Source organism: Actinoplanes sp. NPDC000266 (genome assembly GCF_042899005.1).
Taxonomy (GTDB): Bacteria; Actinomycetota; Actinomycetes; order Mycobacteriales; family Micromonosporaceae; genus Actinoplanes.
The window spans coordinates 1,351,757-1,368,298 of the sequence record NZ_JBIAZI010000001.1; the positions used below are offsets into that span (position 1 = coordinate 1,351,757).

At 71.1% G+C, this 16,542-nt stretch carries 14 protein-coding genes; 10 read left to right on the forward strand and 4 right to left on the reverse strand.

Annotation, left to right across the window (positions count from 1 at the left end; genetic code table 11):
• Positions 1-7: 7 nt before the first annotated feature.
• Positions 8-823 (forward strand): hydroxypyruvate isomerase family protein, encoded by an 816-nt coding sequence (locus ACFY36_RS05575; protein WP_499744688.1) that lies wholly within the window; start codon positions 8-10, stop codon positions 821-823.
• A complete protein-coding gene (locus ACFY36_RS05580; protein ID WP_499744689.1) occupies positions 820-1,713 on the forward strand; it encodes a 2-hydroxy-3-oxopropionate reductase in 894 nt (297 codons plus the stop codon). Before ACFY36_RS05575 ends, ACFY36_RS05580 begins: the two co-directional genes overlap by 4 nt.
• Here ACFY36_RS05580 and ACFY36_RS05585 read toward each other — a convergent pair.
• Positions 1,705-2,928: a molybdopterin molybdotransferase MoeA gene (locus ACFY36_RS05585; RefSeq protein WP_499744690.1), complete on the reverse strand. Its 1,224-nt coding sequence runs from the start codon at positions 2,926-2,928 to the stop codon at positions 1,705-1,707. The two genes, ACFY36_RS05580 and ACFY36_RS05585, sit on opposite strands and share 9 nt — an antisense overlap.
• A gap of 43 nt (positions 2,929-2,971) precedes the next feature.
• Here ACFY36_RS05585 and ACFY36_RS05590 point away from each other — a divergent pair, with 43 nt between their 5' ends.
• Positions 2,972-4,336 carry an MFS transporter gene (locus ACFY36_RS05590; RefSeq protein WP_499744691.1) on the forward strand — a complete coding sequence of 455 codons (1,365 nt, stop codon included), beginning with the start codon at positions 2,972-2,974 and terminating at the stop codon, positions 4,334-4,336.
• Between the two features lie 16 nt (positions 4,337-4,352).
• Complete coding sequence (fdhD, locus tag ACFY36_RS05595; protein WP_499744692.1) at positions 4,353-5,198, forward strand: formate dehydrogenase accessory sulfurtransferase FdhD; 846 nt, start codon at positions 4,353-4,355, stop codon at positions 5,196-5,198.
• Between the two features lie 99 nt (positions 5,199-5,297).
• On the opposite strand, the gene sucD is transcribed toward fdhD, so the two are convergent.
• Entirely contained in the window at positions 5,298-6,173 is an 876-nt protein-coding gene (sucD, locus tag ACFY36_RS05600) for a succinate--CoA ligase subunit alpha (RefSeq protein WP_499744693.1), read from the reverse strand.
• Positions 6,174-6,177: 4 nt separating this feature from the next.
• Positions 6,178-7,368: an ADP-forming succinate--CoA ligase subunit beta gene (gene sucC, locus ACFY36_RS05605; protein ID WP_499744694.1), complete on the reverse strand. Its 1,191-nt coding sequence runs from the start codon at positions 7,366-7,368 to the stop codon at positions 6,178-6,180.
• A 222-nt stretch (positions 7,369-7,590) separates the two neighbouring features.
• On the opposite strand from sucC, the gene frc reads away from it, so the two are divergent.
• The 5 genes from frc to ACFY36_RS05630 all read left to right on the forward strand — a co-directional run bounded on the left by frc (position 7,591) and on the right by ACFY36_RS05630 (position 14,189).
• On the forward strand, positions 7,591-8,820 hold the full coding sequence (gene frc / locus ACFY36_RS05610) for a formyl-CoA transferase (protein ID WP_499744695.1): 1,230 nt from the start codon (positions 7,591-7,593) through the stop codon (positions 8,818-8,820).
• A 17-nt stretch (positions 8,821-8,837) separates the two neighbouring features.
• The gene (locus ACFY36_RS05615) at positions 8,838-10,991 is read left to right on the forward strand and encodes an acetate--CoA ligase family protein (protein WP_499744696.1); all 2,154 of its coding nucleotides are present in this window, start codon (positions 8,838-8,840) and stop codon (positions 10,989-10,991) included.
• Positions 10,992-11,129: 138 nt separating this feature from the next.
• Complete coding sequence (locus ACFY36_RS05620) at positions 11,130-12,653, forward strand: Nramp family divalent metal transporter (protein WP_499744697.1); 1,524 nt, start codon at positions 11,130-11,132, stop codon at positions 12,651-12,653.
• Between the two features lie 13 nt (positions 12,654-12,666).
• On the forward strand, positions 12,667-13,203 hold the full coding sequence (locus tag ACFY36_RS05625) for a hypothetical protein (RefSeq protein ID WP_499744698.1): 537 nt from the start codon (positions 12,667-12,669) through the stop codon (positions 13,201-13,203).
• Complete coding sequence (locus ACFY36_RS05630) at positions 13,200-14,189, forward strand: TerC family protein (protein WP_499744699.1); 990 nt, start codon at positions 13,200-13,202, stop codon at positions 14,187-14,189. Before ACFY36_RS05625 ends, ACFY36_RS05630 begins: the two co-directional genes overlap by 4 nt.
• A 7-nt stretch (positions 14,190-14,196) precedes the next feature.
• Here ACFY36_RS05630 and ACFY36_RS05635 read toward each other — a convergent pair whose 3' ends face one another.
• Positions 14,197-14,406: a hypothetical protein gene (locus ACFY36_RS05635; RefSeq protein ID WP_499744700.1), complete on the reverse strand. Its 210-nt coding sequence runs from the start codon at positions 14,404-14,406 to the stop codon at positions 14,197-14,199.
• A 389-nt stretch (positions 14,407-14,795) separates the two neighbouring features.
• On the opposite strand from ACFY36_RS05635, the gene oxc reads away from it, so the two are divergent.
• Positions 14,796-16,529: an oxalyl-CoA decarboxylase gene (gene oxc, locus ACFY36_RS05640; RefSeq protein ID WP_499744701.1), complete on the forward strand. Its 1,734-nt coding sequence runs from the start codon at positions 14,796-14,798 to the stop codon at positions 16,527-16,529.
• Positions 16,530-16,542 lie beyond the last annotated feature (13 nt).

Here is a 16,542-nt window from a genome sequence, read left to right on the forward strand (position 1 = left end):
AGGGCCCGTGCGCTTCGACGTCAACTGCTCGATCCTGTTCACCGAGCTTCCTCTCCTGCAACGGCCGGCGGCGGCGAAAGCGGCCGGATTCGACGCGGTCGAGTTCTGGTGGCCGTTCGCCGAGGCGGTCCCGACGGCGTCCGAGGTGGACGCATTCCTCGACGCCATCCTCGACGCCGGCGTCCAGCTCGCCGGCCTCAACTTCTTCGCCGGCGACATGCCCGGCGGCGACCGGGGTCTGGTGTCCTGGCCGGCCCGCTCGGCCGAGTTCCGCGACAACGTCGAGCTGGTCACCGGGATCGGCGCCGCCACCGGGTGCCGGTCCTTCAACGCCCTGTACGGCAACCGGATCCCCCATCTCGACCGTGAGCTCCAGGAGGAGACGGCGGTGGCCAACCTGGCCTTCGCGGCGGCGGCGGTGGCCCGCATCGACGGCACGGTGCTGGTCGAGGCGGTGAGCGGCCCACATCCCTATCCGTTGCGCACCGCGGCCGACGTGGTCGCGGTGCTGGACCGGGTGCGGGCCGAGCGCGGTTCGGCCAACCTGGCGTTCCTCGCCGACCTCTACCACCTGAGCGTGAACGGCGACGACGTGTCCAAGGTCCTCAAGGAGCACGCCGAGCGGATCGGGCACGTCCAGATCGCCGACGCGCCGGGACGGCACGAGCCGGGCACCGGCGTCATCGACATCGACGGCCATCTGAGCCAGCTCGATCAGGCCGGATATCGGGGCTGGGTCGGCCTGGAGTACGTACCGACCGGGGCGAGCGCGCTGAGCTTCGACTGGCTGCCCCGCGACCTGCGAAACGGAAGGCTGACATGACGACCGTCGGTTTCATCGGACTCGGCATCATGGGCGGCCCGATGGCCGTCAACCTGGTCAAGGCCGGCTACGACGTCATCGGCTACGACGTCACCCCGGCCCGCAACGATCTCCTGGTCGAGGCCGGTGGCCGTACCGCGGCCGGTATCGCCGAGGCGGTGCAGAAGGCGGACGTGGTCGTCACGATGGTCCGCGACTCGGCCGACGTCGAGGCGGTCGCCCTCGGCGAGGGCGGCATCCTGGCCAACGCCCGGGCCGGCGTGCTCTACATCGACATGAGCAGCATTTCCCCGACGACCTCCCGCGAGGTCGCCGAGAGGGCAAAGGCCTCGGGTGTACGGGTTCTGGACGCCCCGGTCAGCGGCGGCGAACCCGGCGCGATCGAGGGCAGCCTGTCCATCATGGCCGGTGGCGAGGCGGCGGACTTCGAGGCGGCCCGGCCGATCCTGGAGGTGGTCGGCGCGACGGTGGTCCACGTCGGCCCGCACGGCGCCGGCCAGACGGTGAAGGCGGCCAACCAGCTCATCGTGGCCGGGACCATCGAGCTCGTGGCCGAGGCGATCGTCTTCCTCGAGGCGTACGGGGTGGACACCGAGGCGGCGGTCCGGGTGCTGGCCGGCGGCCTGGCCGGCAACCGGATCCTGGACCGCAAGGCGGCCGGGATGCTGGCCCGGCGCTTCGAGCCCGGCTTCCGGATCGACCTGCACCACAAGGACATGGGCATCGTCACGTCGGCCGCCCGGGAGGCCGGCGTGGTCATCCCGCTCGGCTCGGCGGTGGCGCAGCTGATCGCCGCGCTGAAGGCGCAGGGCGACGGCGGCCTCGACCACAGTGCCCTGCTGAAGCTGGTCGAGCAGCTTTCCGGCCGCCCTTCCGTCCCTTCACAGTGACACCCCGGCGGCCGGCCGCGAGGCCTCGGGCAGCGGAATCAGCTCGGTCTCGCCGCCGGTCCAGTCCGGCGGCACGACCGCGAGCGCGTCGGCTCCGGCGGCGCCCCAGAGCGATCCGGGACGGTCGTGCCCGACGGGACGGGCCAGCGCGCCGATCCGGGTCACCGGCACCAGCCGGGTGTCCCGGGCGTGCGGCGTGACCGGCATCGGCCGGGTGTCCCGGGCGCGCGGTGTCATGGGCCCGGTCAGGGTAGCGGTCGGCATCGGCGGTTCGGGGCGGCCGGCCAGGCGGCCGAGGAGCGGCGAGAGCAGGGTCAGGGCGGCGACCAGGGCCGCGAACGGGTTGCCGGGCAGGCCGACGGCGAAGCGGCCGTCCGGCAGTTCCGCGAACAGCTGCGGATGGCCGGGACGGCAGGCGACACCGTGGATCAGTATCCGCGCGCCCAGCGTGTCGAGGGTCCGGCGCAGATGGTCGGCGGCTCCGGCCGAGGTGGCTCCGCAGACCGCCAGCACATCGACGTCCGGGCGCAGCAGCGCTCCGGCCAGCGCGGCCGGGTCGTCGGTGACTCGCGCCTCCCAGGCCGGCTCGCCCCCGGCGGCCCGGATGAGGCCGGGCAGCATCGGCCCGATGGCGTCGCGGACCTGGCCCGCCCCCGGGATCCCGGACCGGCGCAGTTCGGTCCCGGTGACCACGATCCCGACGCGGGGGCGGCGGTGAACGGCCAGCGCGTCGTGCCCGAGGCTGGCCGCCAGCCCGAGCACGACCGGGTTGGCCACCACACCGGCGGGCAGCACCTCCTGACCGGCCGGGCAGTCCTCACCCCGCCGGCGGATGTGCCGCCCGGGGAAGAGCTCGCCGGAAATCGTGTGGCCCGTTCGGGTCGACCGCTCGTACGGCAGCACGGCGTCGGCTCCGGATGGCACCAGCGCTCCGGTGCCGATCTCCATCGCGGTGCCCGGTGCCAGCGGCGCGGGCCGGCCGGGGTCACCGGCCAGAACCCGTCCGGCGATCCGCCACGGCCCGGTGCCCGCGACGGCGTACCCGTCCATGGCGGCTGCGTCGTACGCCGGCAGCGGGGAGAGCGCCACCAACGGTTTCGCGAGCGCGAAGCCGGCCGCCTGGCCGAGCGGCACCTCGATCGGGAGGAGAGGGTGGCCCGCCTCCCGGGCGTGCTGCCGAGCCTGATGCCAGCCGGTGGCGTTCATGGTCTGCATCCTCCATACTGTATACGATCCTGCGGTCACTCGGAGGTGCCAGATGACGGATTCCCGCAACCACACGACAGTGCGCGAGGTCAGGGACTTCTACGGCCGTCGCTACCGGGTCGGTGAGACCGACCGGGTCCTGTTGGGACGATCGCGAGCGTGGATGCTCGGGCTGCCGATGGCCGCGATGCTGGCGATCAGCCTTTTCCAGTACGGCTACGGCGCCGCCCTGCCCACCCTCGTCGAGGCGAACGGCTGGAGCGTGGGGCAGGCGTTCGCCGTGCTCGCCGTCTGGGTGGTCTTCCAGGCGACCGGCTCGCCGCTGGGCGGGTGGCTCTACCGGCGGCTCTGGCCCGCCGTGCCGATGGTCGCGGGAGCGGCCTGCTGCCTGGCCGCGCTGACCACCCTGGCCCACAGCAGTGACCTGATCGCCGTCCTGCTGGGCTATTCGGTGCTGGGCGGCCTCGGCGCCGGCCTGGTCTACATGACCTGTGTCGCCACGGTCGCCGAGTGGTTCCCCGAGCGGCTCGCGTCCCGGGTGGCCATGGTGGGGGCGGCGTTCGGCTACGGCGCGATCCCGTTCGTCGTCGTCGCCGGCTACGGGCTCGATCCGGCCAACCGGACGCCCATGCTGGCCGGCGCCGCCGTGATCGTCTTCGGCGTGGTGGCGGTCTGCGGGATGATGATGCGCAAGCCGCCGCGGAACTGGTGGCCGGCGCACATCGACCCGCGGCGCTGGGCCCTCGACCGGCGGCTCAACCGCGGCTTCCCGCACAACCGGCCCGCCGCCCGGCCCTATCCGCCGATGGCCGCGATGCGCAGCGGCATGCTGCCGCTGATGTTCGTGGTCGTGGCGCTCACCGCGGCCATGGCCCTGTTCGACATCGCGTACGTGGCCGGCGCCGCGTACACCCGCGGGCTGCCGGTCTCGACCCTGGTCGCCGCCATGGCCGCGCTGGCCGCCTCGAACGGCGTCGGGCGGGCGGTGACCAGCTCGCTGTCCGACCGGATCGGCCGGCGGGGGACGCTCGGCCTGTCCCTGCTGGCCGGCGGGGTGGCCCAGTTCGGGCTGCTCGCGGCGGCCGAGAACGACAACCATCCGGTCGCGCTGGTGTGCTTCGCGGCGCTGGCCGGCGCCGGCACCGGCGCGGGCTACTCGCTGCTGGTCAGCCTGGTCCGCGACTGGTTCGGTGACGACGCGACGGTGCCCAACTACGGGATCGTCTACAGCGGCAAGGCGGTCGGGGGAGTGGCCGGGGTCGTGCTCGCGGGGCTGGTGGTGACGACGCCGGACTCCGTCGTGCCGTTCGTGGTGGCCGGCTGCCTGGGCCTGATCGGCGCGGCGCTGACCCGCTGGATGCACCAGCCCGGGATGGCCTGGCGACTGCCGTCGACCCTGCCGGTCGAGCGGCTCTGACGAACAAGGAGTGCGGATGGGACGGGTGACGAGTCGGCGCCGGGTCGTGCGGATGGTCGACGGAGTGGACAGCGAACCGATCGACACCCTGGCCGCGGAGGAGCCGCTGGAGATCCGAGTCAACGGGAAGTCCCTGGTGGTGACGATGCGTACCCCGGGCGACGACTTCGACCTGGCGGCCGGCTTCCTGGTCAGCGAGGGCGTGGTGCGCGCGGCCCGGCAGATCGCCGGCATCCGGTACTGCGCGGGCGCGACGGCCGACGGGGGCAACACCTACAACGTGGTCGACGTGGTCCTGGCCGCGGGGGTGGCGCCACCGGACCCGTCGCTGGAGCGCAACTTCTACACCACCTCGTCCTGCGGGCTCTGCGGCAAGGCGAGCCTGGACGCGGTGCGCACGGTCGCGGCCTGGTCGGTGCGCGACGATCAGCTCCGGCTCGACCCCGCTGTGGTCAGCGCCCTGCCCGGCACTCTGCGCGCCGCCCAGCGGGTCTTCGACCGCACCGGCGGGCTGCACGCGGCCGGGCTGTTCTCCAGCGACGGGCGGCTGCACTGCCTGCGCGAGGACGTCGGCCGGCACAACGCCGTCGACAAGGCCGTGGGCTGGGCCCTGCGCGATGGCCGTCTGCCGTTGCGCGACACCGTCCTGATGGTCAGCGGGCGGGCGTCGTTCGAGCTGGTGCAGAAGGCGGTGATGGCCGGCATCCCGGCGCTCGCGGCGGTCTCGGCCCCGTCCTCGCTGGCCGCCGATCTGGCCGCCGACGCCGGGCTCACCCTGATCGGATTTCTGCGCGGCACGTCGATGAACGTGTACGCCGGGGCCCATCGCGTGGTGCGGCGGGAGAAGGCCGCGCGCGGCTGAGCGCGAGGTCCGGGCGGAGGCGGGCGCTCCGCCCGGACCGACGCTGCCGCCGGCGGGGCACGGCCGGCCGGAGGGTGGGCCGGCCGGGATCGCCTGCGGTCAGCGTGCCGGTAATGTCTCGCGCATCAGGGCGGCGGCCTCCGAAGGCGTCCGGCCGACCCGGACCCCGGCCGCCTCGAGGGCCTTCTGCTTGGCCGCGGCGGTGCCGGACGATCCGGAGACGATCGCGCCGGCGTGCCCCATCGTCTTGCCCTCGGGCGCGGTGAAGCCGGCCACGTAGCCGACCACCGGCTTGCTGATGTGCTCCCTGATGTAGTCGGCCGCGCGTTCCTCCGCGTCCCCGCCGATCTCGCCGATCATGACGATCGCGTCGGTCTCGGGATCGTCCTGGAACGCCTGGAGGCAGTCGATGTGTGTGGTGCCGATGATCGGGTCGCCGCCGATGCCGACACAGGTGGAGAAGCCGAGGTCGCGCAGTTCGTACATCATCTGGTAGGTCAGCGTGCCGCTCTTGCTGACCAGTCCGATCCGGCCCCGCTCGGTGATGTCGGCCGGGATGATGCCGGCGTTGGACTGCCCGGGGCTGATCAGGCCGGGGCAGTTCGGCCCGATGATCCGGGTCGCGTTGCCGGCTTTCTGGGCGTGCGCCCAGAAAGCCGCGGTGTCGTGCACGGGTATGCCCTCGGTCAGCACCACGGCCAGGCCCAGCTCGGCGTCGATGGCCTCGATGACCGCGTCCTTGGCGAAGCGGGGCGGCACGAAGACCACCGTCGTGTCGGCGCCGGTTTCCTTGGCCGCCTCGGCCGCGCTGTCGAAGACCGGGATGCCGTCGACGTCCTGGCCGCCCTTGCCGGGGGTGACCCCGGCCACGACGGTCGTTCCGGCGGCGACCATCCGCCGCGTGTGCCGGGTGCCCTCGGTGCCGGTGATGCCCTGGACCATCACGCGGCTCTTGTCGGTGAGGAAGATTGCCATGCGGTCATGCCCCCTTGCCGGCGAGTTCGGCGGCGAGCCCGGCCGCGAGCCGCGCCGCGCCGTCCATCGTGTCCGAGCTGATCACGCCGGGCAGCGCCGCCTCGGCGAGGATCTTCCGGCCCTGCTCGGCGTTGTTGCCGTCGAGCCGTACGACCACCGGTTTGCCGATCGCGCCGCCCAGGCCGGTGAGCATGCCGATCGCGTGGACGATGCCGTCGGCGACCGCGTCGCACGCGGTGATCCCGCCGAAGACGTTGACGAGCACGCAGCGGACGTCGGGATCGCCCAGGACGATCTCCAGGCCGCTCGCCATCACCTGGGCCGAGGCGCCGCCGCCGATGTCGAGGAAGTTCGCCGGCCGCACCCCGCCGTACTGCTCGCCCGCGTAGGCGACCACGTCCAGGGTGCTCATCACGAGGCCGGCGCCGTTGCCGATGACGCCGACGGAGCCGTCGAGCTTGACGTAGTTCAGGTTCCGCGCGGCCGCCCGCACCTCGAGCGGGTCGGTGGCGCTGACGTCGGCGTACTGAGGGTGGCCGGGCTGGCGGAACCGGGCGTTGTCGTCCAGGGTCACCTTGCCGTCGAGCGCGAGCACGGACCCGTCGGCCGTCCGGGCCAGCGGGTTGATCTCGACCAGGGTCGCGTCCTCGCCGTGGAACACGTTGCCGAGGCGGACCAGGACGCCGGCGACCTGGTCGCGCACGTCGGCCGGAAGGCCCGCCTCGGCGGTCAGCCGCAGCGCCTCGTCCCAGCCGAGCCCGGCCCCCGGATCGACCTGGAGCCGGGCCAGCGCGGCCGGGTTCTCGGCCGCCACCTGCTCGATCTCGACGCCGCCCTCGCGGGAGGCGAGCGCCAGGAACGACCGGTTGGACCGGTCGAGCAGCAGCGCCACGTAGTACTCCTCGACGATGTCGCTCGCCTCGGTGACCAGCACCCTGTGCACGGTGTGGCCCTTGATGTCCATGCCCAGGACGGCGTCCGCGGCCTCGCGCGCCGCGTCCGGGCCCTCGGCCAGTCTGACCCCGCCGGCCTTGCCGCGGCCGCCGGTCTTGACCTGGGCCTTGATCACGACGCGCCCGCCGATCTCGGCGGCGGCCGCCCGAGCCTCGTCGGGGGTTCCGGCGACACGGCTGCGGCTGACCGGTAAGCCGTGTTTGGCGAAGAGCTCCTGTGCCTGGTGCTCCAGAAGATCCACCGGGCCTCCCTTCTGTTGACCTTCGGTGGGCGCGATGGCGCGGCCCGGACCGTCCATGAGGGAATCGATGCCGATCTAGGTGAGGGCCCGGGCGAAAACGTTCCGCGAACCCCTGGACACCTCGCTGTTACATGGGTCACGATATTGCCTACCCCATACGGTATGCAATCCCTGAAGCTGGCGGAGGGCTCAGAGCCAGCGGCGGAAACGGGAGGTTCGCTCATGGGTAAGGCACTGGAGGGCGTTCGGGTCCTCGACATGACACATGTTCAGTCCGGTCCCTCGTCCACGCAGCTGCTCGCGTGGCTGGGCGCGGACGTCATCAAACTGGAGGCGCCGGGTCACGGTGACATCACCCGCTCGCAGCTCCGCGACATCCCCGACGTGGACAGCCTCTACTTCACGATGCTGAACGCCAACAAGCGCAGCATCACCCTCAACATGAAGCATCCGCAGGGCAAGGAGGTCTTCACCAAGCTGGTGTCCGGAGTGGACATCCTGGTGGAGAACTTCGGCCCCGGCGTGGTCGAGCGCTTCGGCTTCCCCTGGGAGAAGCTGCAGGAGATCAACCCCGGCCTGGTCTACGCCTCCATCAAGGGCTTCGGGCCGGGCCGCTACGCCGAGTTCAAGGCGTACGAGGTGATCGCGCAGGCGATGGGCGGGGCCATGAGCACCACCGGTTTCGAGGACGGGCCGCCGACCGCGACCGGGGCGCAGATCGGCGACTCCGGCACCGGCATCCACCTGGTCGCCGGCATCCTGGCCGCGCTCTATCAGCGCACCAGCACCGGCCGCGGCCAGCGGGTCCAGGTCGCCATGCAGGACGCGGTGCTCAACCTGTGCCGGGTCAAGCTGCGCGACCAGCAGCGGCTGGCCCATGGGCCGTTGGGGGAGTACCCCAACGAGAACTTCGGCGACGAGGTGCCCCGCTCCGGCAACGCCTCCGGCGGCGGCCAGCCCGGCTGGGCCGTGCGCTGCGCGCCGGGCGGGCCGAACGACTACATCTACGTGATCATCCAGCCGGTCGGCTGGAAGCCGATCTGCGAGCTGATCGGCCGGCCGGAGCTGGCCGACGATCCCGCCTGGAGCACCCCGCAGGCTCGCCTGACCAAGCTCGACAAGGCGTTCGCGCTGATCGAGGAGTGGACCGAGCGGCACACCAAGCGGGAGGTCATGGGGCTGCTCAACGCGCACAACGTCCCGTGCGGACCGGTGCTGTCGACCCGGGAGCTGATCGAGGACGAGACGCTGGCCGCGCTGGGCTCGGTGGTCGAGGTCGACCATCCCGAGCGGGGGCCGTTCAAGACGGTCGGCAACCCGATCAAGCTGTCCGACTCGCAGGTCGCCATCGAGCGGTCGCCGCTGCTCGGCGAGCACACCGAGCAGGTGCTCGGCGAGCTCGGCTACACCGAGCAGGGCATCGGCGAGCTGCGTGCCGCCGGCGCCGTCTGACGAGCTGAGGAGACGACATGTCGAATTACGACCGTGAAACCGTGCGCCGGGTGCTCGACCAGGCCGGCGCCGAGGGACGCAGTTCGCTGACCGCTCCGGAGGGGCGGCTGGTGGTCGAGGCGTACGGAATAGGCACTCCGGGCGAGGGCCTGGCCGGCAGCGCTGGCGAGGCGGTGGCGCTGGCCGAGAAGATCGGCCTGCCGGTGGTCCTGAAGATCGTCTCACCGGACATCCTGCACAAGACCGAGGCCGGCGGCGTGCTGGTCGGGCTGGGAACGGCGGCCGAGGTCGCGGCCGGCTACGACACGATCATCGCGAACGCGCGGGCGTACGAGGCCGACGCGAAGATCGTCGGGGTCCAGGTGCAGCAGCAGCTCACCGCCGGTCACGAGGTCATCGTGGGCACGGTGACCGACCCGACGTTCGGCAAGATCGTCGCCTTCGGTCTCGGCGGGGTCCTGGTCGAGGTGCTCAAGGACGTCACCTTCCGGCTCGCGCCCACCGACACCGCCACGGCGCTGTCGATGATCGACGGCATCGCGTCGGCCGAGATCCTGCGCGGCGTGCGCGGCGCCGAAGCGGCCGACCGGGAGATTTTGGCCGACCTCATCGTCCGGCTCTCGGACCTGGTCACCGACTTCCCGGAGCTGGCCGAGGTCGACCTCAACCCGGTGCTGGCCACCTCGAGCGGGGCAACGGCGGTCGACGTACGGATCCTGGTCGACCCCAAGGCGGCCGAGCGGCCCGAGCAGTTCACCGACGAGGAGATCCTGGCCAGCATGAACCGGATCATGCGGCCCGCCTCGATCGCTGTGATCGGCGCGTCGGCCGAAGCCGGCAAGATCGGCAACTCGGTGATGAAGAACCTGGTGAACGGCGGCTACCAGGGGGAGATCTACCCGATCAACCCCAAGGCCTCGGAGATTCTGGACCGTAAGGCGTTCAAGAGCATCTCCGACGTGCCCGGCCCGGTCGACGTCGCGATCTTCGCGATCCCGGCCAAGTTCGTGCCGGCCGCGCTGGAGGAGGCCGGCGCCAAGGGCGTGGCCGGCGCCATCATGATCCCGTCCGGTTTCGGGGAGATCGGCAACCACGAGCTCCAGGCCGAGGTGCTCGGGATCGCCCGCCGGCACGGCGTGCGCATCCTCGGGCCGAACATCTACGGCTACTACTACACCCCGGAGAGCATGTCCGCGACGTTCTGCACCCCGTACGACGTCAAGGGCGGAGTGGCGCTCTCCTCGCAGAGCGGCGGCATCGGGATGGCCATCCTCGGCTTCAGCCGGTCGGCCCGGATGGGTGTGTCGGCGATCGTCGGGGTCGGCAACAAGGCCGACATCGACGAGGACGACCTGCTGACGTTCTTCGAGCACGACCCGAACACCCAGCTCATCGCCATGCACCTGGAGGACCTCAAGGACGGGCGGTCGTTCGCCCGGGCCGCCAAGCGGGTGTCGGCCACCAAGCCGGTGCTCGTGCTCAAGGCCGGCCGCACCGACCAGGGGGCCAGGGCGGCCAGCTCGCACACCGGCGCGCTGGCCGGCAACGACAAGGTCTACGACGACATCCTGCGGCAGAGCGGCGTGATCCGCGCCCCCGGCCTCAACGACCTTCTGGAGTACGCCCGCGGCATCCCGCTGCTGCCGGCTCCGAAGGGCGAGAACGTCGTCATCATCACCGGCGCCGGCGGCTCCGGGGTGCTGCTCTCCGACGCGTGCGTGGACAACCAGCTCACGCTGATGGAGATTCCGGACGACCTCGACGAGGCGTTCCGCAAGTTCATCCCGCCGTTCGGGGCCGCCGGCAACCCGATCGACATCACCGGCGGCGAACCGCCGTCGACCTATCGCAACACGATCGCGCTCGGCCTCTCCGACCCGCGCATCCACTCGCTGATCCTCGGCTACTGGCACACCATCGTCACCCCGCCGATGGTCTTCGCCGAACTGGTGGTGGACGTGGTCGAGGAGTTCCGGGCGAAGGGCATCGACAAGCCCGTGGTCGCCTCGCTCGCCGGAGACGTCGAGGTCGAGGAGGCCAGCGAACACCTGTACCGGCATGGCATCGTCGCCTATCCGTACACCACGGAGAAGCCCGTCGCCGTGCTCGGTGCGAAGTACCGGTGGGCCCGCTCCGCCGGTCTGCTCGACGGCCAACCGGACGGCCGCTGAGTGGCGAACAGTTCCACACCGGGCAGGTGGAGGGGCCACTAGCGACACAGCGACCGCTCCGCGGCCAGGGTCAGAGGACAGAGACACCGTACGGGGCGTCCACCGTCCCGTACGGCGTCGGACTCCAGGAGGTCCAGCGTGGACGCTTCCAGCAACCCCTCGCCCAACGAACCCACGAGCAGCACGTCACCACCCACCGCCACCGCCACCGCGCCCGCCCACGACGACCGGGTATGGCGGGCCGGCCGGCTCGAACCCATGCCGATCCGGGAACTGCCGAAGGCGCCGCCCTCGGTCCACCTGCTCGGCCCGACCGTCTTCCTCGTCGCCCTCGGCGTCGGCATGGGCGAGTCGTACATGTGGCCCCGCCTGGTCCTGATCTTCGGGCCGGAGATCAGGTGGCTCTTCCTGATCGGCGTCACCCTCCAGGCCTTCGTCATGCTGGAGATGGCGCGGTACGCGATGGCGACCGGCGAGAGCATCTTCTTCGGCGCCGCCCGGGTCTTCAAACCCTTGATGTGGTTCTTCTTCAGCGTGGCGATCCTGGTCTACATCTGGCCGGGACACCTCTCCACCGGCGCCGCCGCCTTCGAGGAGGTGACCGGCATACCCTGGACGGTCACGGCCTGCGTCGGGTTGATCCTGGTCGGCATCGTGTTCAGCCTGGCCAAGGTGATCTACCCGCTGCTCGAGAGCCTGCTGGGCATCCTGATCGGCGTGCTCGTGGTCGGCACCTCGGTCGTCGCCTCGCTGGTCGGCCGGTGGAGCGACGTCACCTCGACCCTCGGCGGCATGTTCCACTTCGGCTATCTGCCCGACGAGGCGATGTCGGCCGCCTGGTTCCCGGTCATCGTCGGCGCCATCGCCTTCGCCGGGCCGTCCGGCATGCAGCAGATGTGGTACACGCTGCACCTGCGGGACTCCGGCGCCGGCATGGGCGCGCACATCCCGAAGATCCGCGGACTGCGGCACGCGAACGAGCAGGAGGAGATGCCCTCGCGGGGCTTCATGTTCGACACCGACAACCCCGAGGAGATGAAGAAGTGGAAGGGCTGGCGGCGCTGGGTGACCTTCGACGCCCTCCTGCTCTTCTGGGGCATCACCATGCTGGTCACGGTCTCGTTCACCGTGCTGGCCCAGACCGCCGTCCGGGAGAGCCCGAACGTCGGTGACCTGATCCGGGAAGGCGACCGCGAGGTCGCGCTGACCGCCATGGCGGACGCCTTCGCGTCGGCCGGCGCTCCGGTGCTGCACGGCGTGTTCCTCGGGTTCATCGCCCTGATCGGCCTCAACGCCACACTCGGCCTGTTCGACTCGTTCTCCCGCGGCCAGTCCGACATGACGTACCACTTCTGGCCCGGAGCCAAGCGGTTCAGCATGTCCAAGCTGTACGCCGGCTTCCTCTGGGGCGTCATCACGTTCGGCATCCTGATCCTGAACTTCGGGCCGGCCGACGGACCGGGCGCCATCCTCGACGTGCTGGCCTTCCTGTCCACCTTCGCCATGGGCGCCTACTGCGTCGTCCTGCTGCTGGTGAACAACCGGATGCTGCCCAAACCGATCCGCCCCGGCATCGTGCAGAACGTGGTGATCGGGTTCGGCGCCGTCTTCTACCTGGGCATGCTGATCTACAGCCTGGCCCGGTTCGGCGTGGTCATCTGATGAGGAGCCTGCTATGACCAAACGGAACCTCGTGCAGCTCGCGTTACCCGGCGCCGCCATCGGAGCGCTCGCCGGCCCGGCCGCCCTCGGCCTGGCCGTGGTCGCGGGCCAGCCGCTGGACTGGGCGCTGGCAACCGGGTTGGCCCTCGGGCTGCCACTGATGCTGCTCGGCGGCGGGTTCGGGCTGCTGATGGCGGCCGGAAAGATCTCGCCTGGGGTGTTCGCCCCGACGGCGCTCTTCTGGCTCGCCGGGTTCCCGCTGGCCCGTCTTGTTCATGAGGTGCTGGTGGGCCTGTTCCTGGCGGGCCGGCCCACCCTGCCGCCGGATGTGCTCGGCTTCCTGGCGTACCAGGCGATCGTCAGCATCGGTTTCGCGATCGGCTTCAGCTGGCTCTACGAGCGGGTGGCGCCGGGCTGGCTGCGCCGCATCCGGCACGGCAACCCGCGGGCCGAACGCCTGTACCAGTTCTATCTGCAGCACGCCGAGGCCCAGTGGAAGGCGCGAGAGAGCCGCCGGCGGGCCCGGGCGGCGGCGAAGGGAGCCTCATGAATCTGCCCCTCTGGGTGTGGGCCGTGACGATCATCGGCTTCGCCGTGATGATCGCCTTCGACTTCTACCTGGTCGCCCGGAACCCGCACGAGCCGTCGTTCCGGGAGTGCGTCGCCTGGGTGAGCTTCTACGTGCTGGCCGCGGTCGCCTTCGGGTTCCTGCTGATGGGCACGGCCGGGGTGACCTACGGGGGCCAGTTCTTCGCCGGCTGGCTCACCGAATACTCGCTCAGCGTGGACAACCTGTTCGTCTTCATCATCATCATGAGCCGGTTCGCGGTGCCGCCGAAGTACCGGCAGAAGGTGCTGCTGATCGGCATCGTGCTGGCGCTGCTGATGCGGGGGATCTTCATCGCGGCCGGCGCCTCGGCGGTCGCGCGGTTCGACTGGCTGTTCTACATCTTCGGCGCGTTCCTGATCTACACCGCGGTCAAGCTGGTCGGCCCGCAGCAGGAGGACGAGTTCTCGGAGAACTTCGCCCTCCGTACGGCGAAGCGGATCCTGCCGACCACGGAGTCGTACCAGGGCGCCTCGGTGCTGGTGCGGGTGAACGGACGGCGCATGGTCACGCCGATGCTGATCGTGATGGTCGCGATCGGCACGACCGACCTGCTCTTCGCGCTCGACTCGATCCCGGCCATCTTCGGGCTGACCCAGGAGCCGTACCTGGTCTTCACCGCGAACACCTTCGCGCTGATGGGCCTGCGGCAGCTCTACTTCCTGCTGGGCGGGCTGCTCGACCGGCTGGTCTACCTCAGCAAGGGCCTGGCCTTCATCCTGGCCTTCATCGGCGTCAAGCTCGTGATGGAGGCGCTGCACCACGACGGCGTGTCCTGGGCGCCGGCGGTGCCGATCACCGTCTCGCTCGGTGTCATCGTCGGCACGCTGGCGATCACCACCGTGGCCAGCCTGATGAAGTCCCGTCGCGAGCCCGCCGCCACGGAAGGTGTCCGCGAGAGCGTGACGGCGGACCAGGACGGGGCCTGACCGGGCGTCAGGCCTTGATCAGGTCGTCGTCCGGTGTGGATCCGCGAAAGAAGCGGGCGATCTCGTCGTCGCTCGGCCGGGCGGCCCGGCGCTGGTTCTCCAGCGCGGCCGCCAGGCCGAGCCCGAGGGAGCGGCCGTCGGCCGGTGAGCCGGACGGCAGGGCCAGCCGTTCGGTGAGGCGGGTCAGGGAACGGGAGAACTTCCGCCAGGTGGTCATGACAACATCACTCCTGCTTGTCGGTCTTCCCGGGAAACGACGCTTCCCGGGACCGTGCGCACCGGACCGGGCGAAAAGAGACCGTCCGGGACGGTGGTCCGGCAGGACACTCGGGTGGGCCTGGTGGGCCCGGGCTCACCCGAGTCGCCGGAGCTCGCCGCGGCGCGTGGCGGCCGGCGGGGATTGCCCGCGCCTACCCGCTGCCGTGCTGTCGCAAACCTCGTCGGTTCGCCTTTCCCAGGATACAGGCTTCGGTATACAAAAGACGATCCAGTGACCAAAGCCACCCCTAGACACGTGACCGTCGCATGGTCCACGATTATTGCCTACCCCATACGGTATGCAATCTGCGACCGGCGGGCGGTCGCGCGACCATGGAGGGCTCGGACATGACCATCGCTTCACTCCGCGCATCAGACGCTGACGACGCCACCAGCGCGAAGCTCACCGACGGCATCCATCTGGTCGTCGACGCGCTCAAGCTCAACGAGGTCGACGCCATCTACGGCGTCGTCGGCATCCCCATCACCGACCTGGCCCGCCTGGCCCAGGCGTCCGGCATCCGCTACGTCGGCTTCCGGCACGAGAGCGCGGCCGGACACGCGGCGGCGGCGGCCGGATTCCTGACCCGGAAACCGGGCATCTGCCTGACGGTGTCGGCCCCGGGCTTCCTCAACGGACTGGTGGCCCTGGCCAACGCCACGGTGAACTGCTTCCCGATGGTGCAGATCTCCGGATCCAGCGAGCGGCACCTCGTCGACCTCCAGCGGGGCGACTACGAGGAGATGGACCAGCTGGCCGCGGCCCGGCAGTTCGCCAAGGCGGCGTACCGGGTGCACCGGGCCGAGGACATCGGCCGCGGGGTGGCCCGCGCGATCCGCACCGCCGTGTCCGGGCGGCCGGGCGGGGTCTACCTCGACATCCCGGCCGCGGTCCTGGGCGAGGTCATCGACGCGGCCGAGGGTGAGGCGTCGCTGTGGCGGGTGGTCGACCCGGCACCGCGGCAGGTGCCCGAGACGGCGGCCCTGGACCGCGCCATCGAGCTGCTCGCGAACGCTGAGCGGCCGCTCGTCGTGCTCGGCAAGGGCGCCGCGTACGCGCAGGCGGACGACGAGATCCGGCAGTTCGTCGAGCTCACCGGCGCGCCCTACCTGCCCATGTCGATGGCGAAGGGCCTGCTGCCCGACGACCATCCGCAGTCGGTGGCCAGCACCAGGTCACTGGCCCTGCGCCGGGCCGACGTGGTGATGCTCGTCGGCGCCCGGCTCAACTGGCTGCTCGGGCACGGCGACGCGCCGCAGTGGAACCCCGACGCGAAGTTCATCCAGGTCGACATCGCCAGCACCGAGCTGGACAGCAACCAGCCCATCGCGGCGCCGCTGGTCGGCGACGTCGGATCGGTGATGCGGGCGCTCATCGAGCGGACCAAGCCCGGCCAGATCGCGGTACCGGCCGCCTGGCGGGACGAGCTGTCGGCCCGGTCCGCGCAGAACGTCGGCAAGATGGCCAAGCGTCTCGAGGCGGCCGAGAACGCGCATCCGATGAAGTTCCTGGGCGCCTTGCAGGTCATTCGTGACGTGCTGCGGGAGAACCCCCGGGCGTACGTGGTCAACGAGGGCGCGAACGCGCTCGACCTGGCCCGCAACACGATCGGGATGCAGGTGCCGCGGCACCGGCTCGACAGCGGCACCTGGGGCGTGATGGGCATCGGCCTCGGGTTCGCGATCGCGGCCGCGGTCGAGAGCGGCGACCCGGTCGTCGCCATCGAGGGCGACAGCGCGTTCGGGTTCAGCGGCATGGAGCTCGAGACGATCTGCCGGTACGACCTGCCCATCGTCACGGTCGTGCTGAACAACAGCGGCGTCTACCGAGGCGACGCCGCGTCCGCCTCGTCCGGTGACCCGGCCCCGACCGCCCTGCAGGCCCGGCACGACCTGATGATCGCCGCCTTCGGTGGCAAGGGATATCGGGCCACGACGCCGCGGGAGGTCGCCGACGCCCTCCGCGAGGCCCTGGCCCTGGGCCGGCCGGCGCTCATCGACTGCGTCATCGACCCGGCCGACGGAACCGAGAGCGGCAACATCGCCCACCTCAACCCGAAGGGCATCACGGTCCAGCGCTGAGAACGACTGGCAT